We start from the raw sequence: 25306 nt of genomic DNA on the forward strand, positions 1-25306 counted from the left end.
ATGATATATGCATTAAGAGCAGTCCTGTTTTCTAATTTTAGCTAACTGGCATTACTGAATCAGGGCCCCCTTTTGAAAATGTTTTTCTTCGCCAATCAACTACCGGCTACACCTTACAGACCTTCTCTTTGTTTGCTATCTACAGGTGCGTGGCACGCTCCTGTCATAAGGTCATCAAGCAGAATCTTTACCAACGAAAGTTCTCATGCATTCCACACTTATCCAAATATTCCTGTCTTGCTTTTTCCCGTTCTTCTTCGGTTGGTGCTGTTTTGAATGTTGTATATAACTGACGTTTTACCATACTGTCTAATTTTTCCATCAATGCTTTTTTTATCTCCGGCAGATATTCCTCATTCCCAGCAAGATGGTACTGGAACAATGCCCGTAATAAATCTTTGGATATCTGTACCTGTGATTTTCTTTCCATGTTTCTCCTTTCCGTGACGGTCGTGACGATAGTGACGATATTTTCACTACCGACACGCTATATAAAATACCGTCACAACCGTCACATATCGTCACGCTTGTTTTCCAACAAAGGCTAATCTGATCTTTCTTCCATCATGTCCTCGTTCCGCTTTATACTGGATTCCATATTCCAGAATCAATCGTTCCAAGCTGACATTTAATTTTCGTGATAATGCGTTCGGCTGCATTTCCACCTGCAATACTTCCACAAGCTCTGTTGCTGTTCCTGCCCACTCTGGCGTAGTTTCTGTTACAAGTTCTTTGATTTTTTCCAACACTGGATCTTCTGGTTCTTTCCAAAGTTCTGTTTCTGTCTTGGTAAGTTCCCAGACACATCTCTCCCGATTAAAGTTTAACCAAAGTTTCTGATCCTGCTGGTCACGCCCTGCCACTTCCAGAACTGCCTTATTATCTGTCCGTTTTTCTTTCTGCATGACGAATGCTCCATCCGCAGCTCCAAGCAATCCGTTCGTGCCAGAAATCATATCAAAACTATCTGAAGATTCCATTTTTCTTGTATGATGCACTACCAAAAAACAGATCCCATATTTATCACTGAATGCTTTCAGCTTTGTTACAATCTCGTAATCGCTGGCATAACTGAATTTATCTCCACCGACCTCTCGAACCTTCTGAAGAGTATCAATGATAATCAATCTTGTATCTTTATGCTCTGTCACAAACGTTACAAGCTGTCTTTCCAGACCGTCATTGAGCGATTTTGATTTTGTAGCGAAATAAAAATTCTCACTGCCTCCCATTCCAAACATCTGTGATAACCGCTTTTGCAACCTTGCATAATCATCTTCCAATGCCAGATACAGAACCGTTCCCTGTCTGACTGAAAAGCCCCACAATGGAAGTCCTTTACTGATGTGATACCCGATCTGTGCCATAAAGAATGATTTTCCAATTTTCGGCGAACCAACAAACAGATAAGTTCCGTTATACAGAAGCCCATCTACAATCGGCAATTTTGGTGGATATGCAGTATCGTATAATTCCATCATAGAAACTGTTTCCAGATCATCTGGATTCTTTTTATTTGCTGATTTTGCTGTATTTTCCGCATTATTTGTGGCTTGCAGATTGCCCTTACCGGGCAAATCTGCTATACTTTGGTTGGTTAATTTATTACTTGATGACTGTTCCACATCTGCGCCAACAGATGCAATCGGAGCAGTCATTTTTTCTTTTGCTGTCATTCATTTTCCCCTTTCAATCCATACAATGTCTCTGCGACCAATCTCAGGGTACTCAGCAGATCTTCGTTTTCCTCACTGCATTTTTCCAGACGTTTCAATTCTTCATAAATCTCTGCCATCTGATTTCGCAATGCCTTATACACTCTTGGATTTCCCTGTACCACAATTTTCCGATCAGTTAATCGTTTTGTGATATAGTCCTGCTTGCTAAGTCCTGACAATCGGACACATGCATCAATCTGCTCTGCTTCTTCCGGTGATACCCGGAATGCTACGATTTTGTTTCTCCATCTTCCTTTACTGTCCAGATTTTTCTCCATTTGATTTTTCCATCCTTTCAATATCCAGTTGTTCTGCCATCTGTGTCTGCTCACTTGGAAACAGATGCGCATATCGGTAAGTGATATCAATACTCTCATGTCCCATTCGGTCTGCAATTGCCAATACCGTAAATCCCATATTGATTAACAACGACACGTGGGAATGTCTCAAATCATGCACGCGGATTCGCTTCACCCCAGACACTTTCGATCCTCTGTTCATTTCATGATGCAGATAAGATTTGGAAATCGTGAAAATTCTTTCGTCTTCCTTCAGGCCGTAAAGCATTCCCATATAATCCTGCATCTCATCACATATAAATTGTGGCATCTTGATAAATCTGTTACTTTTAAATGTCTTTGGTGGTGTAATCACATCTTCCCGGTTTAATCTTTGATAAGATTTGTTAATTCGCAGTGTATGCGTTGTAAAGTCAAAATCCGCTGGTGTCAGGGCAAGCAGCTCTCCTTCACGGATACCACACCAGTAAAGCATTTCAAAAGCGTAGTAAGAAACTGGTTTATCCATCATCACATCTGCAAATTTCAAATACTCTTCTTTCGTCCAGAACAACATTTCCTTATATTCTTCTATTGCTATATTTCCAGCTTTCTGTGCCGGATTAGAAGGCAAATGATAAAAATCAACTGCATGATTGAAAATGGCACTTAACTGGCTGTGGATTTTCCGCAGATATGAAGCAGAATACCCTTTTCCATTCGCTCTCTTAAATGCAAGCAAATGATTCTGCCATGCAATCACATCTTTTGGTTCAATTTCTGCAATCTTTCTCTCCCCAAAGTATGGAAGAATTTTTGTTCTGGCAATATTATTCTTAGTTCCCCATGTGTTATCCCGGATTCGTTCCTTTTTATCTTCTACATAAATTTCATAAAAACTTGCGAAAGTCATATCCAGTTTTGCATCATGCTTTAACATTTGTTCGTGTTCCCACATCTGCGCTTCTCGCTTCGTAGGAAATCCTCGTTTTGAAGTCTGTTTCGTTTTCCCTGTCCAATCGGTATACCGATAGACCACTCGCCACTTCCCAGTGACATTATCTTTGTAAATACTCATACAAATTCTCCTCTCTCTTACACTTCGCTGTAACATACTTTTTTGCGGAAATAATTGGTGTTTACTCTGCCAGCTACCGTAAGATAACCCAGCTTCTGTAATTCTTCATTTAGCTGTTTGACAATCTTATAAGCATAAGACTTGGAAACTCCCAGTTCCGCTGCAACTTCTTCTACGGTCATAAAAGTTCTATTCGTCACATCGCATCTCCCCTTTCTATCTTAACGTATTTTGTTTAAGTTGCTACATTTGCATGATACTAAACATTTTAATTTAAGTCAAGCAATTTTATGAGGACATTAAATTTTTTTGTTTAAGTTCTTCTTGCTATCCAAAATTGCTCATGCTATACTGAACCTAAACAGAATTGTTTTATTTCCTATCACAATTAATTATGGCAACATGAATGACCACTATAAGGAGGCAAACAAGAATGGCAATCGGACAACGTATCAAATTTTTTCGCAATCGCAAAGGCATGACACAAAAACAACTCGGAGAACAACTGGGATTCAAAGAAAAAACCTCAGATGTCCGCATGGCTCAGTATGAATCTGAAGCCAGAGTTCCTAAGATTGATCTTGTAAAACAAATGTCTCAGATCTTTGATATCAATACTCATGCCTTAACAGTTCCAGATATTGATACTCACATAGGTCTGATGCATACACTATTTGCACTGGAAGATATGTATGGTCTAAAGGTAAAAAATGTAGATGGACAACCTCATCTCTGCCTTGACTCTTCCATATCTGCTCCCGGCTCATCTGTCGATGAAATGCTTCGTGCATGGATGGAACAAGCTGACAAACTGGAAAACAGTGAAATCAGCAAGGAAGAATATGATGAATGGAGATATAAGTACCCGGAACTGGATACTTACCAGAAACGTGCCAATGTACCATCTCAGGAACTAAGTGATTACCTCGTAAAAGAATTGACTAAAAAAGAAAAATAAGAGAAAAGAAAAACCTTACCGATATTCAGTTTTTTACTTCTGAAAATCAGTAAGGTTTCTTTATATACGTTATGAAATAAAATTTCTATCTCTTGAATAATCACAAAATGTTGCCATTTTGTTGCCAATCACTAAGCAAATTTGCTTGCAACCCGCATAAATACTGGTTTCTTGTGGTTGTGTGGATTATTCCCACTCTACAAGGACTAACGCTTTTTGTTTAGGGGTTATTCTCTGTAGTGTATCTCTTTCTTTTGATTATTTGATATATCCATATTATCCTGCCTATACGAGCTAATGTTATCATTTTGTTATCGGTGTTGATAACACTTGCACGGTAACTGTGAATAATAACTATATGTAGTATGTCAAATTATAAGCTATTTTGCTTAGAGTTTCAACACCAAACTGAATTTTTCGCTCGATTATATAATGCACATAAATGCGTATGATACTAAGCAAAAAAACATACTTACCACACTTATTTTGTTTATCTTATAAGGTATATCGTTCTCACTCCATTTACGTATATTATTGTTTTCTATAAAAAAGCCTATTGTTGCGACAGATACTCCTACAAGTAAAAGACCAGATAGTTTCATTGCTGGCATTGTATTATTTTCAATTCCCCTAAATTCAAATAGCAATACTGTTATACCTATTCCTGCAAACAATAGCAAAATATAAGCCACTGTTACTGGAATACTTTTTATAGCTCTTTTCTTATCTTCTTCCTTACAATATATTTTGTTTATTGACCTATAATTATTTATAAGTATGGTTATTATAAAGTTCAAACTATACACCATAATCAATAAACCATTCATCCAACCAATATTCAAATCAGCACAATTGATTGCGCATAACAAGAAAACGCATACGGATGATTGGATTCCTATATGTAAATCTATCTGCACTAACATTTTTTTGACTTCAATATAATTATATTCTATTCTTTCATCAAAGCCTGCAATTCCAGTAAAAGAATCCCTATTAACCGCATTAGATAAATAGATGTGCATAAACAACTGTATCGGAAAACACACAACAAACATACAGATAACAGTTCCAAAACTAAATATGTTTAACAAACTACTTGCAACTATATATGTAATCACACATATCACAGAAAAGAAAACAAATACCCACGGTGCTTTACTCATTGTTATATTTGTGAAAATCTTCGCATTATCAGATTCATTATTTCCTAGTAAGGCATCAACGCTCACATCAAATAACTCAGCTAATTTAATTAAGTTATCTGAACTTGGTCTGGAAATGTTATTTTCCCATTTTGTTACAGCCTGACGGCTCACAGACATATACTCAGCAACTTTTTCTTGAGATAATCCTTTTTCTTTTCTAAATATTGCTATATTTTCTCCCAATTGATTTTGCATTATTTTTCAACCTCCATATAATTGATAATACTAATATAAATTTTTAATCGGTTGCATACCACCAACTATATGGCAACTATTAGTTGCAACTGTGTTTATTACCTATAAACAAGCGAAAATTCAATTTTCACTTCCCAATTATACATCCAATCGTTGAGAAATTCAATCTTCCGTACCATATTCATAAGCAACAGCCCCTGCAAATGCAGGGGCATCGTACCACCAAGTGCTTATACGTATATGATTTCCCTTTCTACAACTTCCCTCACACAAGCCTGAATATTATTCATTCTTCCAATCCATTCGTGGGGATTTTCTGCCTTTAACTGTTCCGTCACTCCCTGCCTGTCCGCATATTCCTTTACCAGTCGAAGAAACATATCCCCTGCTTGCCTATCAACATCTACAAGATATCTGTACAGCTTTCCGCTTGTCAGCAGGTTCATATACAAGACCTTATGATGTTCCTTTAAGTGCCTTGCGTGTCGCTGTCCCCATAAGCCAATCGGCTCTGCTTCTTCTTCGGCAGGTACTGTGATGTCAGGCAACAAATAATCGCCCACTTGTCTGTAAGTTCCGCCCATTTCTTCAAAAATTGTCTTTGCCATTTTCCTTTTCCTCCTGTGATTTTTGTCTATCGTGAGCGTGTATTATCACGCTTGCGACCTTTGATTGTTCTTGCCTGCTCCAGTAAATCATCTATCTGTTTGCGACCAAATACCTTGCGGAGCAGACTATAATCCTTGTTTTCAGCTTTAAGCCTTGTGTTTTCTTCGGTCAGTTTTTCATTGACTTTCTCCAAACGCTGATTGGTGCGGTATAACTGTGCATTAGCTGTGTTCAGCCTGTGATAGTTATCCCAACCCTCAAAACAACGAGCAAGCACCGTTTTGACAAGTTCCTTCAATTTCCTTACCACTGGTTCTGCCATTTTTACTTTATATGCCTTTGCACTCATAAATTTTTCAGGTTCGGGCAACTGATATTTCGGTGCAGTATCAAGCTCTATTTCAAGATTTGACAGCTCATCCTTTGCCTTATCATAGTTCAGCACCCTGTTAGATAAGGATTTCAATTCAACCTGTTTCTGCTCGATTTTAGTATCCAAAATCGCAACTTCTTTTTCTCTTTCCTGCTTTTTATAATCCAAAACAGAAAGATGTTTTTCGTGTGTTCCTTTATGTCCCCATTCAATCCCATAGCGTTCCATCACCGCCGCAAGCTGTTCTTTTTCAGACTGTACCCATTGCGACCATTCCGTATCTCCACGACTGCCGCCTTTAAAGCCTTGCGTTGCAAGAGCCTGCTTCAGCGACACTCTTGTATCAAGTCCACGCTTGCTGCCTGTGGTAAACGGGATAAAATCTATGTGAAGATGTGGTGTAGCTTCATCCATATGCAGATGAGCCGAGAACACTCGAAGCTGTGGATTTCTCTCTTGAAATCCCTGATAGTATTCATCCAAAATCTTCTTTGCCAGTTCTCCGTTTTCCGTATCAGCGTTCATATTTCCTTTACCGCCCACCTGTAAAATGATTTCGTGAAACGGTTTTTCCTGCTTGGAACTACGGATTTTTTCATAATAATCTTTTATCTTTCGGTCTGACCTTGTCTGCTTGGCATTGTATCTTTCCAGTGCTTCATCAAACAATTCGTGATAAACTGTCTTTATATTTTCATTGCAGTAGTCGATATTGAGATGAGTACGAGTTCCGTCTACATTTTCTGCTCGGAACTTTCGGCTGTTGTGGTTGACTGAGCCTTTACCGACCATTGCACTTATCGTTCTCTGCATTTTTTCATCTCCCATCTGTAAATTTCAACTATTCTCGGTTTTGTTACTTTTGTCAAAAGTAACGCAAAAGCACTTTTGACGGGTACACCCATCAAAAATGCGACCTGTAAACAGGTTTTGCGTTCTCCGAAGGCTCTCCGAGGGGCAAAGAGCCGCCTTTGAAAAGGCACTCTCTGCACACTCCGCTAAACTTTATCCGGTGTCAAAGCGTGACGATGGTGACAATGTTTTTCACAGCGTACTGCTCTCAAAAACATTGACACCTTTGACACCGTTTGTCACGCCACCACATCGGTTTCCTTCCAGAGCGAAACCTTTCTACCGTCGTGAGTTCGGCTGTTCTGATAACGGATACCGTAATCACGAAACAGCCTGCTTGCGTTGATACTAAGCCTTAAAGAAAGTACATTCGGCTTTATATCCACCGCAAGCCTTTCGCAAAGTTCCGAAGCAGTTCCTTCCCATCTGTCACTTTCCAAAAAGAGCGTATCCGCAATCTTTTCAAGCAGAGGTTCGGGCGGTTCTTTCCACATCTCCGTTTCTGATTTTGCAAAGTTCCACACCAATCGCTCGCTGTCCCTTACAAGATGAATTTTCATATCCTGCTGGTCTCTGCCTGCCACATCAAGCGTAGCATTGTTGGAAGTACGCTTGTCTTTGCTGAGGACAAACGCACCATCCGCCGCACCCATCAAACCGTTCGTACCTGAAATCATATCGAAGATATCTTCCGATTTTTGTTTGCGGGTATGGTGAACAATGAGCATTGAAACCTTGTAGCTGTCTGCCAATGCTTTCAGCCTTGCCACAACATCATAATCACTTGCATAGCTGTAATCTGCTCCACCAGCTTCACGCACACGCTTTAAGGTATCTATGATAATCAAGCCTGTGTCTGGGTGTTCCCTCATAAATCCTCTTATCTGTTCTTCCAGTCCGCCATTGACTGTTTTACATTCCGTTGCGAAATACAGATTGCCTGTTTCCTTTGCTCCGAACATCTGGAACAGTCGCTTCTGCAATCGTGGGTAATCATCTTCAAGAGCGAAGTAAAGTACCGTTGCCTTACGCACCTTATACTCCCAAAGCGGTGTGCCTGTGCTGATATGGTAGGCAAGCTGTGCCATCATAAAGCTTTTTCCCACTTTCGGGGAACCTACGAAAAGGTAAGTCCCCCTTTGGAGCAGACCGTCTATGAGTGGTGTCTGAACCTCAAACACCGTATCATACAGCGTTGTCATTGATACCGTTTTCAGATAGGACGGGTCTAACTGTCTGAGTATTTCCCTCTGCATTTCTTCAAAAGTTTGCTCATACCCCTTGAAATCCATATCCTGATTGACTATACTATTGTCAGTACATTTGGAAAGTGACTGTTCCGTATCTGTTGCCGCAGATACATTTGGAATAGTCATTTCTTTTTTATTCTCCATTCGTATCCTCTCCTTTCAAACCGCCAAGGATAACCGCAATCAATTCGATTACACCCAGCAGTTCCTCATCGACTTCGTTTCCTGCTTCAATCCTTTTCAGTTCTGCAAGGACTGCGGCAAGCTCCGTTTTCAGAGCCTTATACACTCTCGGATTGCCCTGTACCACCACATCCTGATTTAAGCAGCGACGGTAACAATACTCCTGTTTTGGCAATCCTGATAGAGCTACAGCTCTGTTAATGAGTTCGTTTTCTTCAGGCGATACTCGAAACCCCACTGTGATGTTTCTCCAACGATTTTTATTATCTCTGTTCTTAGCTGACATTTTCAAAATCTCCTTTCCCTAAATCATCTAATCTTTCTGCCATCTCAATCTGCTTTGACGGAAACAGATGTGCGTACTGATAAGTGATATCAATACTCTCGTGACCTACTCGGTCAGCAATCGCCACCGCAGAAAAGCCCATATCAATCAAGAGCGAAATGTGGCTGTGACGGAGATCGTGAATGCGGATACGCTTCACGCCTGCCGCCTTTGCCCCTCTGTCCATCTCGTGATGAAGATAGCTTTTCGTTACAGTAAAAATACGGTCTTTCTTCTTCAATCCATAAAGCATACCGAGATACTCTTTCATTTCCTCGCACAGAAACTTCGGCATTTTAATGGTGCGGTTGCTCTTTTTCGTTTTCGGAGAAGTAATCACATCCTGTCCTTTCAAACGCTGATAGGATTTGTTAATCGTGACCGTTTCCTTATCAAAGTTAAAATCCGCAGGAGTTAAGGCTAACAGCTCGCCCTCTCGGATACCGCACCAGTAGAGCATTTCAAACGCATAAAAGGAAACAGGCTTGTCCATCATCTCAAAAGAGAACTTTTTATATTCTTCCTTTGTCCAGAACAGCATTTCCTTGTGTTCCTCACTTCCCATATTTCCAACCTTTGCCGCCGGATTGGAACGCAGTTCATAGTAGCGAACAGCGTGGTTGAAAATGGCGGACAACTGATTGTGCAGCGTTTTCAGATAAGTCTGTGAATAAGGCTTTTTCTTCTCATCACGATAGGCAAGCATTTCATTCTGCCAAGTGATAATCTCCTTTGTGGAAATCTCGCTGATTTTCAGTTTTCCAAAATACGGAAGTATTTTCGTGCGTATGATATGCTCTTTTGTCAGCCAGGTGTTTTCTTTCAATCGGTTCTTCACATCATTGATATAAAGCTCCGTAAAGGCTTCAAAACTCATATCAAGGTCTGAGGAAGTCTGCAATTTGAACATCCTTTCCCATTCCTGTGCTTCTCGTTTGGTAGCAAAGCCACGCTTGCATTTCTGCTTGCGTTCCCCTTTCCAGTTCACATACCTTGCCATCACGTACCAAGTACCGTTATCTTCATTTTTAAATACTGGCATTTACATTTCCCCCTTTCCTGCTCCGTAGAGCCTTTCGTAAAAATACTGGCGGTTTACACGCCCTGCAATCGTAATAAAACCCTTTACTTTCAATTCCTCATTTAATTGTCTGATGAGTTTATAGGCATAAGGTTTTGATACGTTTAGTTCCTGAGCCACATCTTCAGCTCGGATAAATCTGTTTTCCATATCATCTTTTCCTTTCCTAAAATATTTTTTGGTTGCCGCTTTCTCCGTGTTAAAGTTCCAACAGGCACTCCCGCTTGTCGGCAGGCGCTGTGCTGTCCCAATGTACCGCAGTACATCAAGCGCTCGCTTGCGGTCAGGCAAGGTCTTGGCGGTTTGGCTTTTCGGACGGTCATTCAGTTGTTGTATTAAGCATATTTGCTTAATGTGTAACTCATTTTAATAAACATATTTGCTATTGTCAAGTGGCTACGAAGAAAATATTAAACATTTTTGTTTCTGTTTATCTTGACTTTCACTAAGCATTTCTGCTATACTTATTTCACTACATATAAAAGGAGCGTTTCATTATGGCTATCAGCGAAAGAATACATTTTTTCAGACTAATGCGTGGTATGACACAAAAGTATCTCGGTACAGCAGTCGGTTTTCCAGAAAAGAGTGCTGATGTGCGTTTGGCACAGTACGAAACTGGCACACGCAAACCGAAAGCAGACCTTACAAATGCATTAGCACAGGTGCTTGATGTTTCCCCACAGGCTCTTGATGTTCCTGATATAGACAGCTATATCGGTCTTATGCACACTCTATTTACCCTTGAAGATATTTACGGTCTTACTGTCAGCGAAGCAGACGGAGAGGTATGCTTAAAGGTCAACAAGGACAAAGGCAGAGAAGCATATGAACTTCTCAAAATGCTGTATGCTTGGAAAGAACAGGCAGACAAGCTATCTTCCGAAGAAATCAGCAGAGAAGAATACGATAACTGGCGTTACCATTATCCAGCGTTCGACACCACACAGCGTTGGGCAAAAGTTCCATCACAGGAACTCAGTGACGCACTCGTAGAAGCATTCAAAGACCACTTGAAAGATAAATAAGCACGACAAAAAGCCCTTAACTATGGTTATTAACCACAGCTAAGGGCTTAGTTTATAATATGGAATTCGTTCAGAGCCAAACTCCGAACTTTAGTCAGCAAGCCGCCTGATTATTATTCTATTACCCGCAAACCACTGGATAACAAGAATAATGGTACTTGCTATGACTGTTATCAATTTGTTATCAAAAGACTAATCGAAATGCTTGAAACCCGCATAAACACTGGCTTTTTTAAGCAACTCGATTTATTCAAACTCGTCTTTTACATTCGTACAAACGCTTATAAAGTGTATTATTAGTTCGTTTTATATGTGTTTTGTGATTGATTATCCGCACAATCCGATTCGTTCGTAATGTTTTTGTAGCCAAAATGTAGCCACTGTTTTTATTCACCTCATTTTTATTTAATGTTTAATAACAGTACTCCTTATCTTAGATTTTTATAAAGAAACATTTAATTTTGATAGTAAAAACAAAAATAAAAACATCAAAATTCCTCTAACAGTATCTTCTATAAAATCCTTCTTCTTTGATTTTGCAACATTATATCTATTAAATAAACTAGTAATAGCATAATATCCATCACTTTTTATTATAGGCAAAAAATTAATCAGTATTGTAGAAATAATGGCATAATTATACTTATTTAAAGAAGGGAAAAAAATAAAACAAATCAATACATAAATACAATTCATAAAATTCCCTGCTAGATATACTGCTATCCTTTTATATTTAGGCAGTAAATAACTATCTGATGTATCCACATAAAATGCTGGATAAATAAAATAGATTTTAAAACCTATTTTTATTTTTCCACTTTTATAAAATAATTTAAGAAACAAAACATGCCCTAGTTCATGTATAAATATATTCGCAAATAAAATTATGTTTGCAATTATAAAATTAGAATCAATAATAACATACTTTTCATGGAAGAAATACATTACTATTGTCAAAGAAATGATACCCACCATAATTATTGCGTATATTGGATTTTCTTTAATTTCTTCTCGAAAAATCAATTTTTCTTCATCACATATCTGAATAAAATCCTTTTTTTTCATTTTATAAAAGTCATTTTGATATTTTAGAATATAATCATCAGCAGATTTTCCAACTATAATACTATTATCTTCATTTTCTAATATTTTCATAATAATTAACAGAGGCTAATAACTGTAAAAACCAATCGTCCTTAAACAAAAATTCACAAAACTCACAAGGACTAGCTAATTTATGCGGATAATCAATTTTGTTATCTTCAAGCAATTTTATAAATGGTGTAAATCCTTCTGTAAATACCGTATTTAAAACATAATTACTTTTGATGTCTGTAATTATTTCTTTTAAACTGTTTTCATTCAAGTTACCCATTTGTAAAATAGTATTTTCAATAACCTGCGAACAACATGGATAAACTTCCAATCTAGGATTGATTAATATATTAGGTTCAATACATCCTACACATCTTAAAACATCATTATCTGAGTCAAGTAATTTTATATAACTATTTTCTTCAAACAACTTTCCTGATCCAGTTGCAATTACTGGCTGATAACAAAACTTTGTATAATATGCACTTTCTCCCAATTGATTTAATATATCTCCCGGTGTCATCGAATCTTTTAAAAAACATCCAACTACATCCGTTGAAATATTATACGATTTTGCTACCATAATAATATTTTTCAAGCACTGTATATCAATAAAGGGCATATGAAATTCATCATAACTCAACGATATATACGAAAGTTTTGTCTTATATTTTTCTATGAATTTTTCAACATCTTCTATATTTTTTCCCCAAAAACCATTAGTTTTAATCGAAATTTTTACATTTCTGTCGAAAGGAAATTCCATAATTCTATCTATTAACGCAGGATATAACATAGGTTCACCACCAGTTATACCAATATCAGTTATCTGTTTACATTCTTTAACATCATTAAGAATTTTATCCAATTCTCTTTCTGTTAAAGTCTTTCCTCTCACTATTCCACGACTATCACAGCACATTTTACAATGTGCATTACAATTCTCTGTTAACAATATAGCTAAATGACTAAATTCCATTCTTTGCCCACCTCCTACGTAAACATAAAACAGCCATAACACAAATTAAAAATACTATCAAATCATATACATAATTTCCAGCAATGTAGTGTAACAAACTTGTTATTTCAATTTTCCCATCCAAATAAGATATTAGATGATGATAGTCCGTTGTTGATGCATCATAATATGCAAAATACTCCATAAAAGGAGAACCAGCTGAAACTACTATTCCTGCGATCCACAAAAAGAAACTTGAAAAAAATGCAACCAAAAAATTGCTAAATATAAATCCTATTGTCGATATGATAAGGGTATAATAAATCATTACCCCTTCTATTTTTAGGAATACCACTGGCAACATTCCTAATTTTGCATATGGTACACAAACCAAAATTGAAGAAAAAGCACTGCCAATTATTGTTGCTAATAAAATCATGCCAACCTTTGTCAAATAGTATCTTAACTCTGAAAAACCTAAAGTTTTATAAAAAAATATATTTTTTTCTTTATAATCCACATAAAACTGCATTATTATAAAAGCCGAAAATAACAATGTTCCAAATTGCGTATAAACAGTATATACACTTTCAAACATATCTTGGAAAGTCACATTTTGAACTTTGTCTATAGTAACCAATAAAATGTATCCTAGCAAAACATTTAATAAGTTAATCAATGTAAAAATTACATAAAATTTGTTTCTTACAGCCCTTTTCATTTCTAGCTTCATTCTAACCATCACCCCTTAATATAAGCATTTACAACTTTCTCTTTAGTCATATTTGACAAAATATTTTTATTTTCTATCAAATAATATGCACCTTCAAGATATTCTATATCTGTCAAATTATGAGTAATGTTGATAATAGTTGTATTACTCGTTTTGATGTATTCATTCAAAAAGCTATATATATCAAAGCAACTTTTTTTATCCAAAGCATTTGTAAATTCGTCTAATACTACAATTTCTGGCTGTGTCGCTAAGAAAAATAGTAATTTAATTTTCTGTTTTTGCCCATCACTTAAATTTTTCATCTTATTATCAAATGAAATTTCTTGTATATTCAACTGTTCAATCAATTTTTGGGCAACTGTAACATTAAATTTACGTTTAGTCACATCTATAATGTCTTTAACTTTTAAATCTGATGGCAAATTAGTATAACTTCCTATAACACAAACCTTCTTATTAACACCTTCTATATCTCCATCAAACTTCATTGCTCCAACAAGTGCTTTTGCTAAACATGTTTTTCCAGTCCCATTTTTTCCTAAAATATGATTGATTGTTTTTGATTTAAAATCTACATTTACATTTTCTAACAGGCACTTTCCTTTTATTGAAAGAGAAAAATTTGTAAGCTTCATATTTTTCGCCAAACAGTATCAAAATACTTATTAAAGTGGAAATACCTCTAAACTCCTTTTTAGAGAATTTAGAGGCATTTCTTCTACGGTTATTTATGATTTACTTCCAACAATCGTAGCCTTACCTGATGAACGGACAAAATACCAAAGGCTCAGAACTTTTTCAAGTTTAAAAGAATTCAGCTTTTTTTCCAGTTCTTTTTTGTCTTTGTCATCTGTTGCTTTAAAGTCATTAATACGCATTTGGCTTTCCTCCTTTCTTCATATCAAGCAGTATAGCACTCTTGTTTAAAAATTCAATATCTTTTTCGTATTTTTTATTGTTTTTTCATATTTTTTCCAAAACAATTTATTATACTTTATCTTCCTCTATCCATAGATTTTTTCTTAACTGACCGTTTTGGTTGCTGTCTGCCTTCATGCTGATAGCGGTGCAGTTTTTCCAGTACGCTTGCTTTTTTCGGCTGTTCTAACGGATTTTCTTTCTTCTGGTCCGTCTGATTTTTCCATGCCCGCAGTTCTTCATTGTATTCTATAATCAGTTCTTCTGCCTTGTTATAAACCTTCTGAAAGGATTGCACATTTGGATACCCTTCACGTTTTACGATCTGCTCCATACTCCTGTGCAGACGCTTTTCCAAATCCTCTAACAATTCAATTTTCCCTTCCAGAGATTTTCTCTCTTTGCCTTTAAATAGTCCTCGTAACTCTGACAGTTGCTTTTTCAAAGAAGAAATATCCTGCTGTGTGCGTTTTATCTCTATTGACTGTCTCTGCAATTCATACATGAGCTTCTGCATATCTTTCCACTCCTGCAAGTCAATCTTGGGTACAGGTTTAGGCGGTAGCTTAAATTTGAAAATTACTTCCTGTAAAAAGTCTTTCGCACCTCGGATAATCTGACGGAACATATCCGGCAACCAACCGTATGCCCTTATAGATTGCAGCGTTTTATCTGTGATTTTTTCCTGCTTGATCTTCAAAATATCTTCTTCAGGAACACCTTCAACTAATGCCACATCAACTGTCCGATTCCATTCCTGCCTTGCCGCATTGTCTGCCTTTATCTCCTCTGCTTTCGGATTGTTCTTTCCAATTTTCTTCGTTGCTAAATATACGCCGCCCTGTTGAAATACGGATAGTTTTTCAGATTCTTCTTTTACATATCGGTTGATCGTATCAGTAAACAGTTCCTTGACTTCTTTGGTAAATGCTTTGTTCTTAAACCATTCATCCTTTTTCGTGAAAATATGGCTTTCATAGACTTCCCCTTTGGGGATAATACTGCATCCCACCCGAAGATTACCCTGCTCGTCTAAAACCTCTTTCTTTGTGCGTCTATGCTTTCCCTGCTCATCATAAAACATATTTCGGGTAGCAATCTTTACTTCAGGCTGTTCCAACATTTTCCGTTCACTGAATACCAGATGGATATGATAATTCGTCTTTGCCTTGTTGTGATGAAGGGCTGCACTACACTCCACACCATACCTTTTATGAAAACTCTCCGTAAAAAGCCTTACCACATCATCTGCCCTGTACTGAACAAAACTTTCAGGAAGTGCAATGATAAACTCACGCCCTTCAATACATTTCCCTGCCGATCCACTCGCCTTAAAATCCAACTGATTTTCTCTTGCAAGATTTTTCCAAAACTCCGGTGTTACTCCTTCTGTCTGATAGGTCGCATAGAGATATTCCTGCCGTTTCGGATTGGAGATATAATCAATCCTTCCTTCCACATCGGACAGCTTGCTTTGTCTGATAAATGAATGTCTGCCTATAAGCATCCTCCTTCCTCGGCTCCCGCCGACTTTGTTGTGAGTAGGTGCATAGGCACCTGTTTACGAACTGATTGCCGTATCCGGCATAAGCCTCGCAGAGCGAAATACACAGAGTACAAACCATAGGTTTGTGCGATGAGTGTATTTCGCTCTCAATCGCCGAGGGCTTGTCTTTGTTTAACATAATCCGATTACTTCTCGGACTCACGCTTAGATTTATGGGCGTATCCGCCCTTTTTTTCTGCCCGTATCCGGGCTGTTTTTTCTATGACTGATAGCAAATGATCCACAGTACTTTCTTCCCATCCAGCAAGCCATATCATGGTTCTTTCCTCTGCTTTAGTCAGTTCCACGCCTTCCAGTACCTTGTTCATTTTCTGTATCTGTCTGCCCTCCATCTCATAAAACAAATCATTCACATTTCTGCTTTCTCTTTCCGGCTGCTTTAACATCTGCAACACTCCCTTCTGCTAAAAAATAAAATAAATTTAAAAATTACACGTATAAGCGTATAAACGTATCTTCCACACTTTTCAGAAACCTGTAACCCCTTGATTTTCCTGAAGATATACGCATATACGCTTCTTTGGAAAATTCTTTTTTATCGGTTTTTCATCCGTATCAACGGTAACTGTCTATGCGTATCTGCGTATGGATTCCCTGAAATCCTCTGGCATTTTTCCCATTGTCTGAGGGAATATTGGTAGAATAATGAATGTGATACTTCTTTTCATTTTCTTTTAAGTACCCCGAAAAACTTTTTGCACTCATAGGTTTTTCCGTATTGTCTTCACACCAGCGGCCGTATGCCTGATATAAATTTTTAGAAGTTGCCGTTGTATTTTCTTCCAAACGGATATACCCAGATGACTGCATAAAAGCGATAATATTATTTCCAGATTCCATAGCTTCGTGCAGATTTTTCTTTGCACGTTCACTGATGGTAAATCGGTATTTATTTTTCAGTAATCGTTTCAATCCCTCCAGACACCAGAGAAAAATATCGTCTGCTTCTCTTTGCAATTTCTCGATCAGATAGGGATCATCTACTCTGTCCGGTGGCACATCTTTGACCGTAAGGATAATCTGTCTGCGGTAAAATCCATAGGAACGATCATGCAAAGCACTCAGACTCCCGTTTCCAAAGCAGAGAAATCTGACATATAAATTCCCCTGTACGCTCTGCTTTGACTTCCTTTCCAAATCCATCTTATCCTCCAGCGTGACTATGGTTTTAATGTAGTTGGTGTCTTTCAATGCTTCCAGTTTCATATCATCATCCACCATCAAAAGTCGGTATTCCAAATCCGCCCTTGCGAAACGATTATGTTCTACTTTCTGAATATTACTTACATTCATATTCGTTCCGAGAATTTTTCTCATAACCAAACCTATACGGGATTTCCCCTCCCCTCCTTTTCCTAAGATAATCAATAACTTCTGTGCCTTGTTGGATGGAATTAAACAATATCCCATATATTCCTGCAAGGTAGGAATATCATCTTCCTCCAACAGTTCTGAAAGAAATTGTAACCACCGTTCCGGCTTTGCTTCTTTCATTTCATAATTTACAGGCAAGCGGTTCAGACAGAACTCCTTCTTTTCTGTAAAATCTCCATTTAGAAAATAAGTTCCGTTATTCACATGGATACGATCCATTTGCACCGGAAGTTCCTCTGAATAGGCTTCCAGTTTCAGAACCTCCAAAAGCTGTTTTACTTTCTTGGAAATTCCTTTCGTAAGAACTGGTTTTACCATTCTGTAAATTTCTTTTTCTACCTCGCTGTCCGGCAGCATTCCGTCATAGCTGAAAAAGATACCGTTGATACATTTCAATGGCATTCTTTGCAGGAAATTTTCACAAAATGCCACCTCATCAATCTGCCCATCCTCAAACCATTCCTGAGAGTACCCTTTAAAGTTCATTTCTCTCTGATCCAATGCTTCTTCCAGTCTATTCCTTGTTGTTTCGTCTATATTCTTCCATTCGTTTCTCAATTCTTTTCACATCCTTCCCACTATCCAGTAAAAATTCAATTCTGTCCTGTAACTCTCCAAACACCAGTAAATCCAGATAGTAATTTATCTTTTCTGTCTGCTGGCAGGCTTCTATAAATTCTGCTTTCCATTCTTCCTCTGGTGTTTTTGGTGCGTATCTTATTTTCCATTCTTCCAGCAGATGAAGATAATCCGATAAAATACGGATACTTTCCCGTTCCCATTCTTCAAATTTCTTTTCCGTCTGGTAGAATGTTCTTTTCGGTTTTTCTTTTTTCTTACTGGCATTCCTTTTTCTTGCGTTATCTGTAAAAACAGGTATCTGAAAATCTTCTGCCAGTTTCTTTGCTGCTTCCAATGGTGCTAGATGAAAGAAATCTGCCACAAATGTGATCACATCCCCTTTCGCACCACAAGCAAAACAGCAAAAACCTCTATCCACTTTCATACTGGGATGCCTGTCATCATGAAAGGGGCAACAGACCATCCCGTTTTTATTGACTTTCAACCCGTACTGTTCGGCTGCCTGCCTTGCAGTTACGTTTTCTTTTACTGTCTGAAAGATATTCATTCCATTTTCATCTCACAGCCATAATATTTTTTCTGGAAATACCTGACCGGAACTTTCCCCTTGATGATGTTATATCCGGCATTTTCCAGTTCTTCATTCATTACCCGCACAATTTCATAGGCTTTGCTTCTCCCAACCCCGAGAATCTCCATAATGTCATTTGCGGTAATATAAGATACATTAATCTGCATACAATCTCCTCCTTTTCTTTTTTCTATTTATCGAAAGTGCTATTGCAATACGCCTCTATTTCATATTTATTATTCAATACGTTTTTTATATGCACTTTTAATTCGTATTTACATCATACGTTTATTCTTCACATTTGTCAATATATATTTTTAATATTACGCACTTGCAATTCGTTTTATTTCATGTTATATTATCCATGAGGTGAATAAAAAATGAACAAAATGGAAGTTTCAACAATAGGAGAACGGATTAAAACACTCCGAAAAAAAAGAGGATATAACCAGAAAGATTTAGCAAACCTTCTTGGAAAATCTCTCCGTACCATCCAGAAATATGAAAGCGGGGAAATTGAAGTATCAATCGCAATGGTCAATGAATTGGCTAAAGTGCTTGATACGACTTCTACCTATCTTCTCGGACATCAGACAGGGGATTTCAAATTTGACTGTCTCTCTGATGTTATGGAATGTTTGTTTCAACTGGAAAAAATCAGTGGACTGCACTTTTCCATAGAAACAAAAAGACCGCCACATCATGACGGCTGGCAATGTTCCATTACTTTTGATGGGAAAGACAAATCCGCTGATCAGAATGCAGATATGTGCCTGTTCCTTGAGGAATGGGAAAACAACAGGGAATCTTTTCAGCAGTATTGCATGGCTAAAGATGCCTATGAAGAGTGGAAAGATAAAACTCTTGCCTACTACGCTTCACAGGGTGTAGAGATGGAAGAACCGGAAAATCTCGATACTGAGGAACGGTTAAAAAGAAAGAATGCTCTTTTTTCTGGCAAGTAGACCTACATAAGACGAGTTGAAAACTCTTATGAAAGGAATGATGTAATTGTCAGTAACAAAAGATACAACAGGAAAATGGATGTCACAGGTGCGTGTCAAAGACTACACAGGAAAGACTATCCACAAGAAAAAACGTGGTTTTACCACAAAAAAAGAAGCTCTGGAATGGGAAAGGGACTTTCTCAATAAAGCCAATGCAGATATGGGTATGCTGTTTCGGGATTTTGTAGATTTGTATTTTGAGGATATGGGACACCGTCTGAAAGAATCCACCATCATCAGCAAGCGTTATATGGTAGATAAAAAAATCCTTCCGGTGTTTGGGAAAATCCCGATCAATGAGATTACACCAAAGGATATCCGTAAATGGCAGAACGGATTGACTGCATATCGTGATAAGAACGGAAAGCCTTATGCTCAGACCTACCTTAGAGCAATCAATAATCAGATTACCGCTATGTTCAATTATGCAGTGAAATATTATGATTTGCGGGAAAATCCATGCACAAAGGCTGGGAGCATGGGAAAAAGCAATGCAGAAGAAATGCAGTTCTGGACAAAAACGGAATTTGAACAGTTTATTACAGCCGTACAGGATAAGCCAGCTTCTTATACAGCCTTCATGACCATGTACTATACTGGAATGCGTGTAGGCGAACTGTGTGCTTTAACGCCGGAAGATGTGAACTTAGAAAATAATACCATCACCATCAACAAAACCTTCCAAAGAATCAATGGCAGGGATGTTGTCTGGCCTCCTAAAACGCCAAAAAGTAACCGGGTTATCACGATACCTCAGACACTTGCTGATTGTTTAAAAACCTATATGGATAAGTGTTATGAGATTCAGCCTAACGACAGACTTTTCCCTTACACCAAACATTTCCTGAACCATGAAATGCTCAGAGGATGTAAAAAATCCGGTGTAAAGAAGATTCGTGTGCATGATCTCCGTCACTCCCACGCCAGCCTTTTGATTGAGATGGGATGCCAGCCACTTCTGATTGCTGACCGTTTAGGGCATGAAAAAATACAGACAACCTTAAATACTTACAGTCATCTGTATCCAAACAAACAAGCCGAAGTCGCACAACAGCTTGAAAACCTTATCAACGGAACAGCAGTCCCAGATAGTAGCCAAATGGCAGATGTAGCCAATTTGTAGCCAACAAAAAGAAAAATCTCTGGAAATCCTTATAATTCAAGGCTTTCCAGAGATGTAGCAACTATTCAAACTCAATAGTTCCCGGCGGTTTACTCGTCAGATCATAGAATACTCTGTTAACCCCACGAACTTCATTGATAATTCTGCTCATTACTTTATCAAGTACTTCATACGGAATCTTTGCTGCCTCGGCAGTCATAAAGTCAACCGTATTAACCGCACGAAGCGCGACTGCATAATCGTAAGTTCTCTCGTCACCCATAACACCAACGCTTCTCATATTGGTCAGGGCTGCAAAATACTGTCCAATGCTGCGGTCAAGTCCTGCGTTTGCAATCTCTTCTCTGTAAATTGCATCTGCATCCTGCACGATCCGTACTTTTTCAGCCGTTACTTCTCCGATAATACGGATTCCAAGTCCCGGTCCCGGGAATGGCTGACGGAATACAAGCTTCTCCGGAAGTCCAAGTTCAAGACCTGCCTTGCGGACTTCATCTTTGAAGAGATCACGAAGTGGTTCAATGATTTCTTTGAAATCAACATACTCCGGAAGTCCTCCTACGTTGTGATGAGACTTGATCACTGCTGATTCTCCGCCAAGTCCGCTTTCTACAACGTCCGGGTAAATGGTTCCCTGTGCAAGGAATTCCACTGCACCGATCTTCTTTGCTTCTTCTTCAAAAATACGGATAAATTCTTCTCCGATAATTTTACGCTTTGCTTCCGGTTCTGTAACTCCGGCAAGCTTGTTGTAGTATCTTTCCTGTGCATTGACACGGATAAAGTTCAGGTCAAACTGACCATTCTGTCCAAATACTGCCTCAACTTCATCGCCTTCATTCTTACGAAGAAGACCGTGATCTACAAATACGCAGGTAAGCTGTTTGCCGATTGCTCTGGAAAGAAGTCCTGCTGCCACAGAAGAATCAACTCCGCCTGAAAGCGCAAGAAGTACTCTTCCGTCCCCAACTTTTTCACGGATTTCCTGGATGGTATTTTCAACAAATGCATCCATCTTCCATTCGCCGACACATCCACAGACATTCTTTACAAAGTTATTGATCATCTTGGTTCCTTCCGGTGTATGAAGCACTTCCGGATGGAACTGGATTGCATAAAGCTTTTCTGCTGCATTTTCTGCTGCTGCTACCGGACAGTCTGCTGTGTGTGCAGTAATCTCAAATCCCGGTGCCACCTGCGAAATATAATCAAAATGGCTCATCCAGCAGGTTGTTGTTGCAGATACATTTTCAAATACTTTGGAATCTTTCTTGTCGATGATGACTTCTGTCTTACCATATTCTCTGACGTCAGCTTTTTCAACTTTTCCGCCAAGTACGTGAGACATAAGCTGTGCACCATAACAAAGACCAAGTACCGGAATGCCAAGCTTAAAGAGTTCTTCAGAATAAGTCGGTGAATCCGGTTCGTAACAGCTATTCGGTCCTCCTGTCAGGATAATTCCCTTCGGGTTCATTGCTTTAATCTTTTCGATATCAATCTTATAAGAATAAATTTCGCAATATACATTACATTCCCTGACACGTCTTGCGACAAGCTGGTTATACTGTCCACCAAAGTCAAGTACAATCACTAATTCGTTCTTCAAGGTTTTCCTCCTGTAAAATACGATCCTTTCAGACCGCTTTTTCTATTTATTGCTTTTATATTTTATTATAGTAGAGCTCTGGATGTTTTACAAGCATTTTCTATCGCCCCAACCAAAGTTTGAACTCTGGTCTGCAATTAAAACTCATACTCCGGCATCATCTTTCTAACCATCTTACAAATGACAACTTTCTTCTGTATTTACACAATTGCCCCATGTTTCCACTTTCCATTAAAGTACCGGATAACAAAACAGATTGCACGTACTACCCAGTCGATCACCATTGCAACCCACACGCCAAATACTCCCAGTCCCATATATTTTCCTACCAGATAACTGAATCCAATCCGGAAAATCCACATCGACACAATCGATGTATACATACAGGCTTTTGCATCTCCTGCCGCACGATACGCTGCTGGAAGGGCAAATGAAAGTGGCCAGATAATCATTGCACTTATCCCATGGAAATGAATAATATTTGTTGCTGCCGCTGCTGTCTGGTCTGACAAATTGTATGCTTTCAAAATCAATGGCAGTGCAAGGAAAATAAGTGCTACCGTTCCCGCCATTGCCACATAAATGATCACAAGCAGTTTTTTCAGATAGTAATGTACCTGTTCATAGTCATTTGCGCCGACACACTGGGAAATAACTGTCGTAATTGCCAGCGAGATCGCCATTCCAGGAAGAATCTGGAACAGTGCAATCGCATTGGAAACTGCATTTGCCGCAATTGCATAAGTACCGAAGGTTGAAACCAGACTCAGCACTAAAATTTTGCCCAGCTGAAACATACTGTTTTCCAAACCATTCGGAACCCCAATTGCAAGTATTTTCCGTATCATTCTTCCATCAAACCGGAATTTCAGTGTCCGCTCAATATGCAAGATACGTGTCTGATTGCAGAGCAACACTGTTATCACTATCGCGGCAACCATTCTGGAAATCAGTGTCGGTATTGCAACACCCGCCGTTCCGATCCGTAATCCGAACACAAGAATTGCATTTCCGGTTACATTGATCGCATTCATCAAAAGCGATACCCGCATGGATACCTGCGAATTCCCCATCGCACGGAAAATTGCTGCCCCACCATTATATAAAGCGATAAATGGAATCGATGCCGTTACAATTAACAGATAAATATCTGCATGTCCTTTTACTTCCGCTGTAATGTGACCAAATACCTGATTCAGAATTATATCTTTTCCAAAGTAAACCAGTATCATGATCACAACCGCACTAAGACTCACAAACCATACCAGCTGTGTTGCCGCTTTACATGCTGATTTTTCATCTTTCCTGCCAAGATACTGTCCGGCAACAACTGCTCCACCAGTCGCCAGTGCTGCAAAAATATTGATGATCAGAATCATAATATTGTCAACCAGCGACACGCCCGACACAGCTGCTTCTCCAACATTTGCAACCATAATAGAATCTGCCATCCCAACAAGAACTGCCAATAACTGCTCGATTACCAAAGGTCCGATCAGATTTGCCAGTTCCCGATTGGAAAACAGATAATGACTTCGATCCTGTTTTTGTTTCGTTTTCCCCATTCTTCTCTTTTCCTGTCCCTTCTCTTTTGTATATCCCCGTTTTTTCTATTATATACTGTAAAAATGTAATACACCATCTTTTTGCAAAGAAAAGGATTTTTTATGCGTGCTGATGCAGGTACTTTTCTCTGGTAGCAAGTCCGCCCCGGATGTGCCGTTCCGATTTGTTCAGATCCAGAACCTTTCGCGCCTCACCTGCAAGAGATGGGTTGATCTGGAAAAGGCGCTCTGTTACATCTTTATGTATCGTACTCTTACTAACCCCAAACTCTTTCGCAGTCTGGCGCACAGTGGCTTTATGTTCGATGATATAATATGCAATTTCTACTGCCCTTTCCTCAATGTAATCTTTCATAAAAAAACCCCTGCATAAATTGTTTTTTACAATCTATGCAAGAGGATTTTGATGTATGTCTGCATTTTTTGCACTCTCAGACTTTTCTCAGATGATGTGGCAGCGCTCTTGTATCACAGGAAATCATACTCCCCGTCATCATCACAATCAACTACTTCATATCGCTGTTGTAATTGACTCTCCATGTTTGAGAACATTCTTTTTGTAAATTCATAATAATCTCATCCAAAGTGTCTCCGCTCATAATTTCTCCTTCGTATTTTGGCGGGTACATACTTTGCCACAACTCTATCAATTAAAACAAATCAAATAATGCGGATGTATCAAAAATTATGTCCTGTGGCAATTCCAATTGATATTTTTCAGCAAAAGCTTCAATAAATTCATCCGTAGGTTCTTTATTTTCTTTGTATTCTTTCTCCAAAACTTTTTTTATTTCCTCTAATTTAGCATATGCATCTTCCGCATTACTATAAATGACTCCATACATTCTTCCATACGATACATAGATCTCATATGGTTGACTTTCTGATGAAAATACACTTACTTCCACAGCTTCATCATAAACCTCACATATTTCTAAATACGTATTCCTATAATGTCTTCTTTTTTCCGAAAAAGTATTTGTCACATTTTTCCAGCTTTCCATATCGCACTATCTCCTGTTATGAAGTGACTTTTGTCAAGAGTTAATTTTAAGAAATTTTTCTCAA

General features: G+C 38.3%; 30 protein-coding genes. 4 read left to right on the forward strand and 26 right to left on the reverse strand.

Annotation, left to right across the window (positions count from 1 at the left end):
- Positions 1–187: 187 nt before the first annotated feature.
- From G4407_RS14805 to G4407_RS14825, 5 genes are all read right to left on the reverse strand, one after another.
- The gene (locus tag G4407_RS14805) at positions 188–430 is read right to left on the reverse strand and encodes a complexin-2 (RefSeq protein ID WP_173689512.1); all 243 of its coding nucleotides are present in this window, start codon (positions 428–430) and stop codon (positions 188–190) included.
- Positions 431–521: 91 nt separating this feature from the next.
- Entirely contained in the window at positions 522–1676 is a 1155-nt protein-coding gene (locus tag G4407_RS14810; RefSeq protein WP_173689513.1) for an AAA family ATPase, read from the reverse strand.
- Positions 1673–1996 (reverse strand): plasmid mobilization protein, encoded by a 324-nt coding sequence (locus G4407_RS14815; RefSeq protein ID WP_173689514.1) that lies wholly within the window; start codon positions 1994–1996, stop codon positions 1673–1675. The genes G4407_RS14810 and G4407_RS14815 overlap by 4 nt, the downstream gene beginning before the upstream one ends.
- Positions 1974–3074 (reverse strand): site-specific integrase, encoded by a 1101-nt coding sequence (locus G4407_RS14820; RefSeq protein WP_173689515.1) that lies wholly within the window; start codon positions 3072–3074, stop codon positions 1974–1976. Before G4407_RS14820 ends, G4407_RS14815 begins: the two co-directional genes overlap by 23 nt.
- 17 nt (positions 3075–3091) lie before the next feature.
- Positions 3092–3274 carry a helix-turn-helix domain-containing protein gene (locus tag G4407_RS14825; RefSeq protein WP_055155747.1) on the reverse strand — a complete coding sequence of 61 codons (183 nt, stop codon included), beginning with the start codon at positions 3272–3274 and terminating at the stop codon, positions 3092–3094.
- A gap of 233 nt (positions 3275–3507) precedes the next feature.
- Here G4407_RS14825 and G4407_RS14830 point away from each other — a divergent pair, with 233 nt between their 5' ends.
- Positions 3508–4032, forward strand: coding sequence for a helix-turn-helix domain-containing protein (locus G4407_RS14830; RefSeq protein ID WP_173689516.1), 525 nt, complete (start codon positions 3508–3510; stop codon positions 4030–4032).
- 425 nt (positions 4033–4457) lie between these two features.
- On the opposite strand, the gene G4407_RS14835 is transcribed toward G4407_RS14830, so the two are convergent.
- The 7 genes from G4407_RS14835 to G4407_RS14865 all read right to left on the reverse strand — a co-directional run bounded on the left by G4407_RS14835 (position 4458) and on the right by G4407_RS14865 (position 10255).
- On the reverse strand, positions 4458–5432 hold the full coding sequence (locus G4407_RS14835) for a helix-turn-helix domain-containing protein (protein WP_173689517.1): 975 nt from the start codon (positions 5430–5432) through the stop codon (positions 4458–4460).
- Positions 5433–5662: 230 nt separating this feature from the next.
- Positions 5663–6040, reverse strand: coding sequence for a TnpV protein (locus tag G4407_RS14840; RefSeq protein ID WP_173689518.1), 378 nt, complete (start codon positions 6038–6040; stop codon positions 5663–5665).
- Positions 6041–6066: 26 nt separating this feature from the next.
- Complete coding sequence (locus G4407_RS14845) at positions 6067–7206, reverse strand: plasmid recombination protein (RefSeq protein WP_173689525.1); 1140 nt, start codon at positions 7204–7206, stop codon at positions 6067–6069.
- Positions 7207–7505: 299 nt separating this feature from the next.
- Complete coding sequence (locus tag G4407_RS14850) at positions 7506–8660, reverse strand: AAA family ATPase (protein ID WP_021983999.1); 1155 nt, start codon at positions 8658–8660, stop codon at positions 7506–7508.
- Positions 8650–8985: a plasmid mobilization protein gene (locus G4407_RS14855; protein ID WP_021984000.1), complete on the reverse strand. Its 336-nt coding sequence runs from the start codon at positions 8983–8985 to the stop codon at positions 8650–8652. Before G4407_RS14855 ends, G4407_RS14850 begins: the two co-directional genes overlap by 11 nt.
- Positions 8975–10066 (reverse strand): site-specific integrase, encoded by a 1092-nt coding sequence (locus G4407_RS14860; RefSeq protein ID WP_173689519.1) that lies wholly within the window; start codon positions 10064–10066, stop codon positions 8975–8977. The genes G4407_RS14855 and G4407_RS14860 overlap by 11 nt, the downstream gene beginning before the upstream one ends.
- A complete protein-coding gene (locus tag G4407_RS14865; RefSeq protein WP_021984002.1) occupies positions 10067–10255 on the reverse strand; it encodes a hypothetical protein in 189 nt (62 codons plus the stop codon).
- Between the two features lie 347 nt (positions 10256–10602).
- On the opposite strand from G4407_RS14865, the gene G4407_RS14870 reads away from it, so the two are divergent.
- Positions 10603–11133, forward strand: a complete 531-nt coding sequence (locus G4407_RS14870) for a helix-turn-helix domain-containing protein (RefSeq protein ID WP_173689520.1) — start codon at positions 10603–10605, stop codon at positions 11131–11133.
- Between the two features lie 441 nt (positions 11134–11574).
- Here G4407_RS14870 and G4407_RS14875 read toward each other — a convergent pair whose 3' ends face one another.
- The 10 genes from G4407_RS14875 to G4407_RS14920 form a co-directional block, all read right to left on the reverse strand.
- On the reverse strand, positions 11575–12288 hold the full coding sequence (locus G4407_RS14875; RefSeq protein ID WP_129923499.1) for a metalloprotease family protein: 714 nt from the start codon (positions 12286–12288) through the stop codon (positions 11575–11577).
- The gene (locus tag G4407_RS14880) at positions 12269–13207 is read right to left on the reverse strand and encodes a radical SAM protein (protein WP_129923498.1); all 939 of its coding nucleotides are present in this window, start codon (positions 13205–13207) and stop codon (positions 12269–12271) included. Before G4407_RS14880 ends, G4407_RS14875 begins: the two co-directional genes overlap by 20 nt.
- Positions 13197–13919, reverse strand: coding sequence for a hypothetical protein (locus tag G4407_RS14885; RefSeq protein ID WP_131222952.1), 723 nt, complete (start codon positions 13917–13919; stop codon positions 13197–13199). The genes G4407_RS14880 and G4407_RS14885 overlap by 11 nt, the downstream gene beginning before the upstream one ends.
- 8 nt (positions 13920–13927) lie before the next feature.
- Complete coding sequence (locus G4407_RS14890; protein ID WP_129923496.1) at positions 13928–14557, reverse strand: ATP-binding cassette domain-containing protein; 630 nt, start codon at positions 14555–14557, stop codon at positions 13928–13930.
- A 93-nt stretch (positions 14558–14650) separates the two neighbouring features.
- Positions 14651–14800, reverse strand: a complete 150-nt coding sequence (locus tag G4407_RS14895) for a YydF family exported signaling peptide (protein ID WP_129923495.1) — start codon at positions 14798–14800, stop codon at positions 14651–14653.
- Between the two features lie 116 nt (positions 14801–14916).
- A complete protein-coding gene (locus G4407_RS14900) occupies positions 14917–16347 on the reverse strand; it encodes a MobA/MobL family protein (RefSeq protein ID WP_129923494.1) in 1431 nt (476 codons plus the stop codon).
- 185 nt (positions 16348–16532) lie between these two features.
- Positions 16533–16793 (reverse strand): hypothetical protein, encoded by a 261-nt coding sequence (locus tag G4407_RS14905; protein ID WP_144136857.1) that lies wholly within the window; start codon positions 16791–16793, stop codon positions 16533–16535.
- Between the two features lie 169 nt (positions 16794–16962).
- A complete protein-coding gene (locus G4407_RS14910) occupies positions 16963–18267 on the reverse strand; it encodes a DNA primase family protein (protein WP_144136878.1) in 1305 nt (434 codons plus the stop codon).
- A 28-nt stretch (positions 18268–18295) separates the two neighbouring features.
- Positions 18296–18910, reverse strand: coding sequence for a CHC2 zinc finger domain-containing protein (locus G4407_RS14915; protein WP_144136858.1), 615 nt, complete (start codon positions 18908–18910; stop codon positions 18296–18298).
- Entirely contained in the window at positions 18907–19101 is a 195-nt protein-coding gene (locus G4407_RS14920; RefSeq protein ID WP_016225774.1) for a helix-turn-helix domain-containing protein, read from the reverse strand. The genes G4407_RS14915 and G4407_RS14920 overlap by 4 nt, the downstream gene beginning before the upstream one ends.
- A 213-nt stretch (positions 19102–19314) precedes the next feature.
- On the opposite strand from G4407_RS14920, the gene G4407_RS14925 reads away from it, so the two are divergent.
- On the forward strand, positions 19315–19899 hold the full coding sequence (locus tag G4407_RS14925) for a helix-turn-helix domain-containing protein (protein WP_144136859.1): 585 nt from the start codon (positions 19315–19317) through the stop codon (positions 19897–19899).
- A gap of 46 nt (positions 19900–19945) precedes the next feature.
- The gene (locus G4407_RS14930; protein ID WP_144136860.1) at positions 19946–21064 is read left to right on the forward strand and encodes a site-specific integrase; all 1119 of its coding nucleotides are present in this window, start codon (positions 19946–19948) and stop codon (positions 21062–21064) included.
- 61 nt (positions 21065–21125) lie between these two features.
- On the opposite strand, the gene guaA is transcribed toward G4407_RS14930, so the two are convergent.
- From guaA to G4407_RS14950, 4 genes are all read right to left on the reverse strand, one after another.
- Positions 21126–22673: a glutamine-hydrolyzing GMP synthase gene (guaA, locus tag G4407_RS14935; protein WP_173689521.1), complete on the reverse strand. Its 1548-nt coding sequence runs from the start codon at positions 22671–22673 to the stop codon at positions 21126–21128.
- A gap of 200 nt (positions 22674–22873) precedes the next feature.
- Positions 22874–24238, reverse strand: coding sequence for an MATE family efflux transporter (locus tag G4407_RS14940; RefSeq protein WP_173689522.1), 1365 nt, complete (start codon positions 24236–24238; stop codon positions 22874–22876).
- Between the two features lie 100 nt (positions 24239–24338).
- Positions 24339–24593 (reverse strand): sporulation transcriptional regulator SpoIIID, encoded by a 255-nt coding sequence (gene spoIIID, locus G4407_RS14945; protein WP_173689523.1) that lies wholly within the window; start codon positions 24591–24593, stop codon positions 24339–24341.
- 295 nt (positions 24594–24888) lie between these two features.
- Entirely contained in the window at positions 24889–25242 is a 354-nt protein-coding gene (locus G4407_RS14950) for a hypothetical protein (RefSeq protein ID WP_173689524.1), read from the reverse strand.
- Positions 25243–25306: the final 64 nt, after the last annotated feature.

Origin of the sequence: Allocoprococcus comes (genome assembly GCF_013300725.1) — a bacterium.
In the GTDB taxonomy this organism is placed as follows: Bacteria; Bacillota; Clostridia; order Lachnospirales; family Lachnospiraceae; genus Allocoprococcus; species Allocoprococcus comes_A.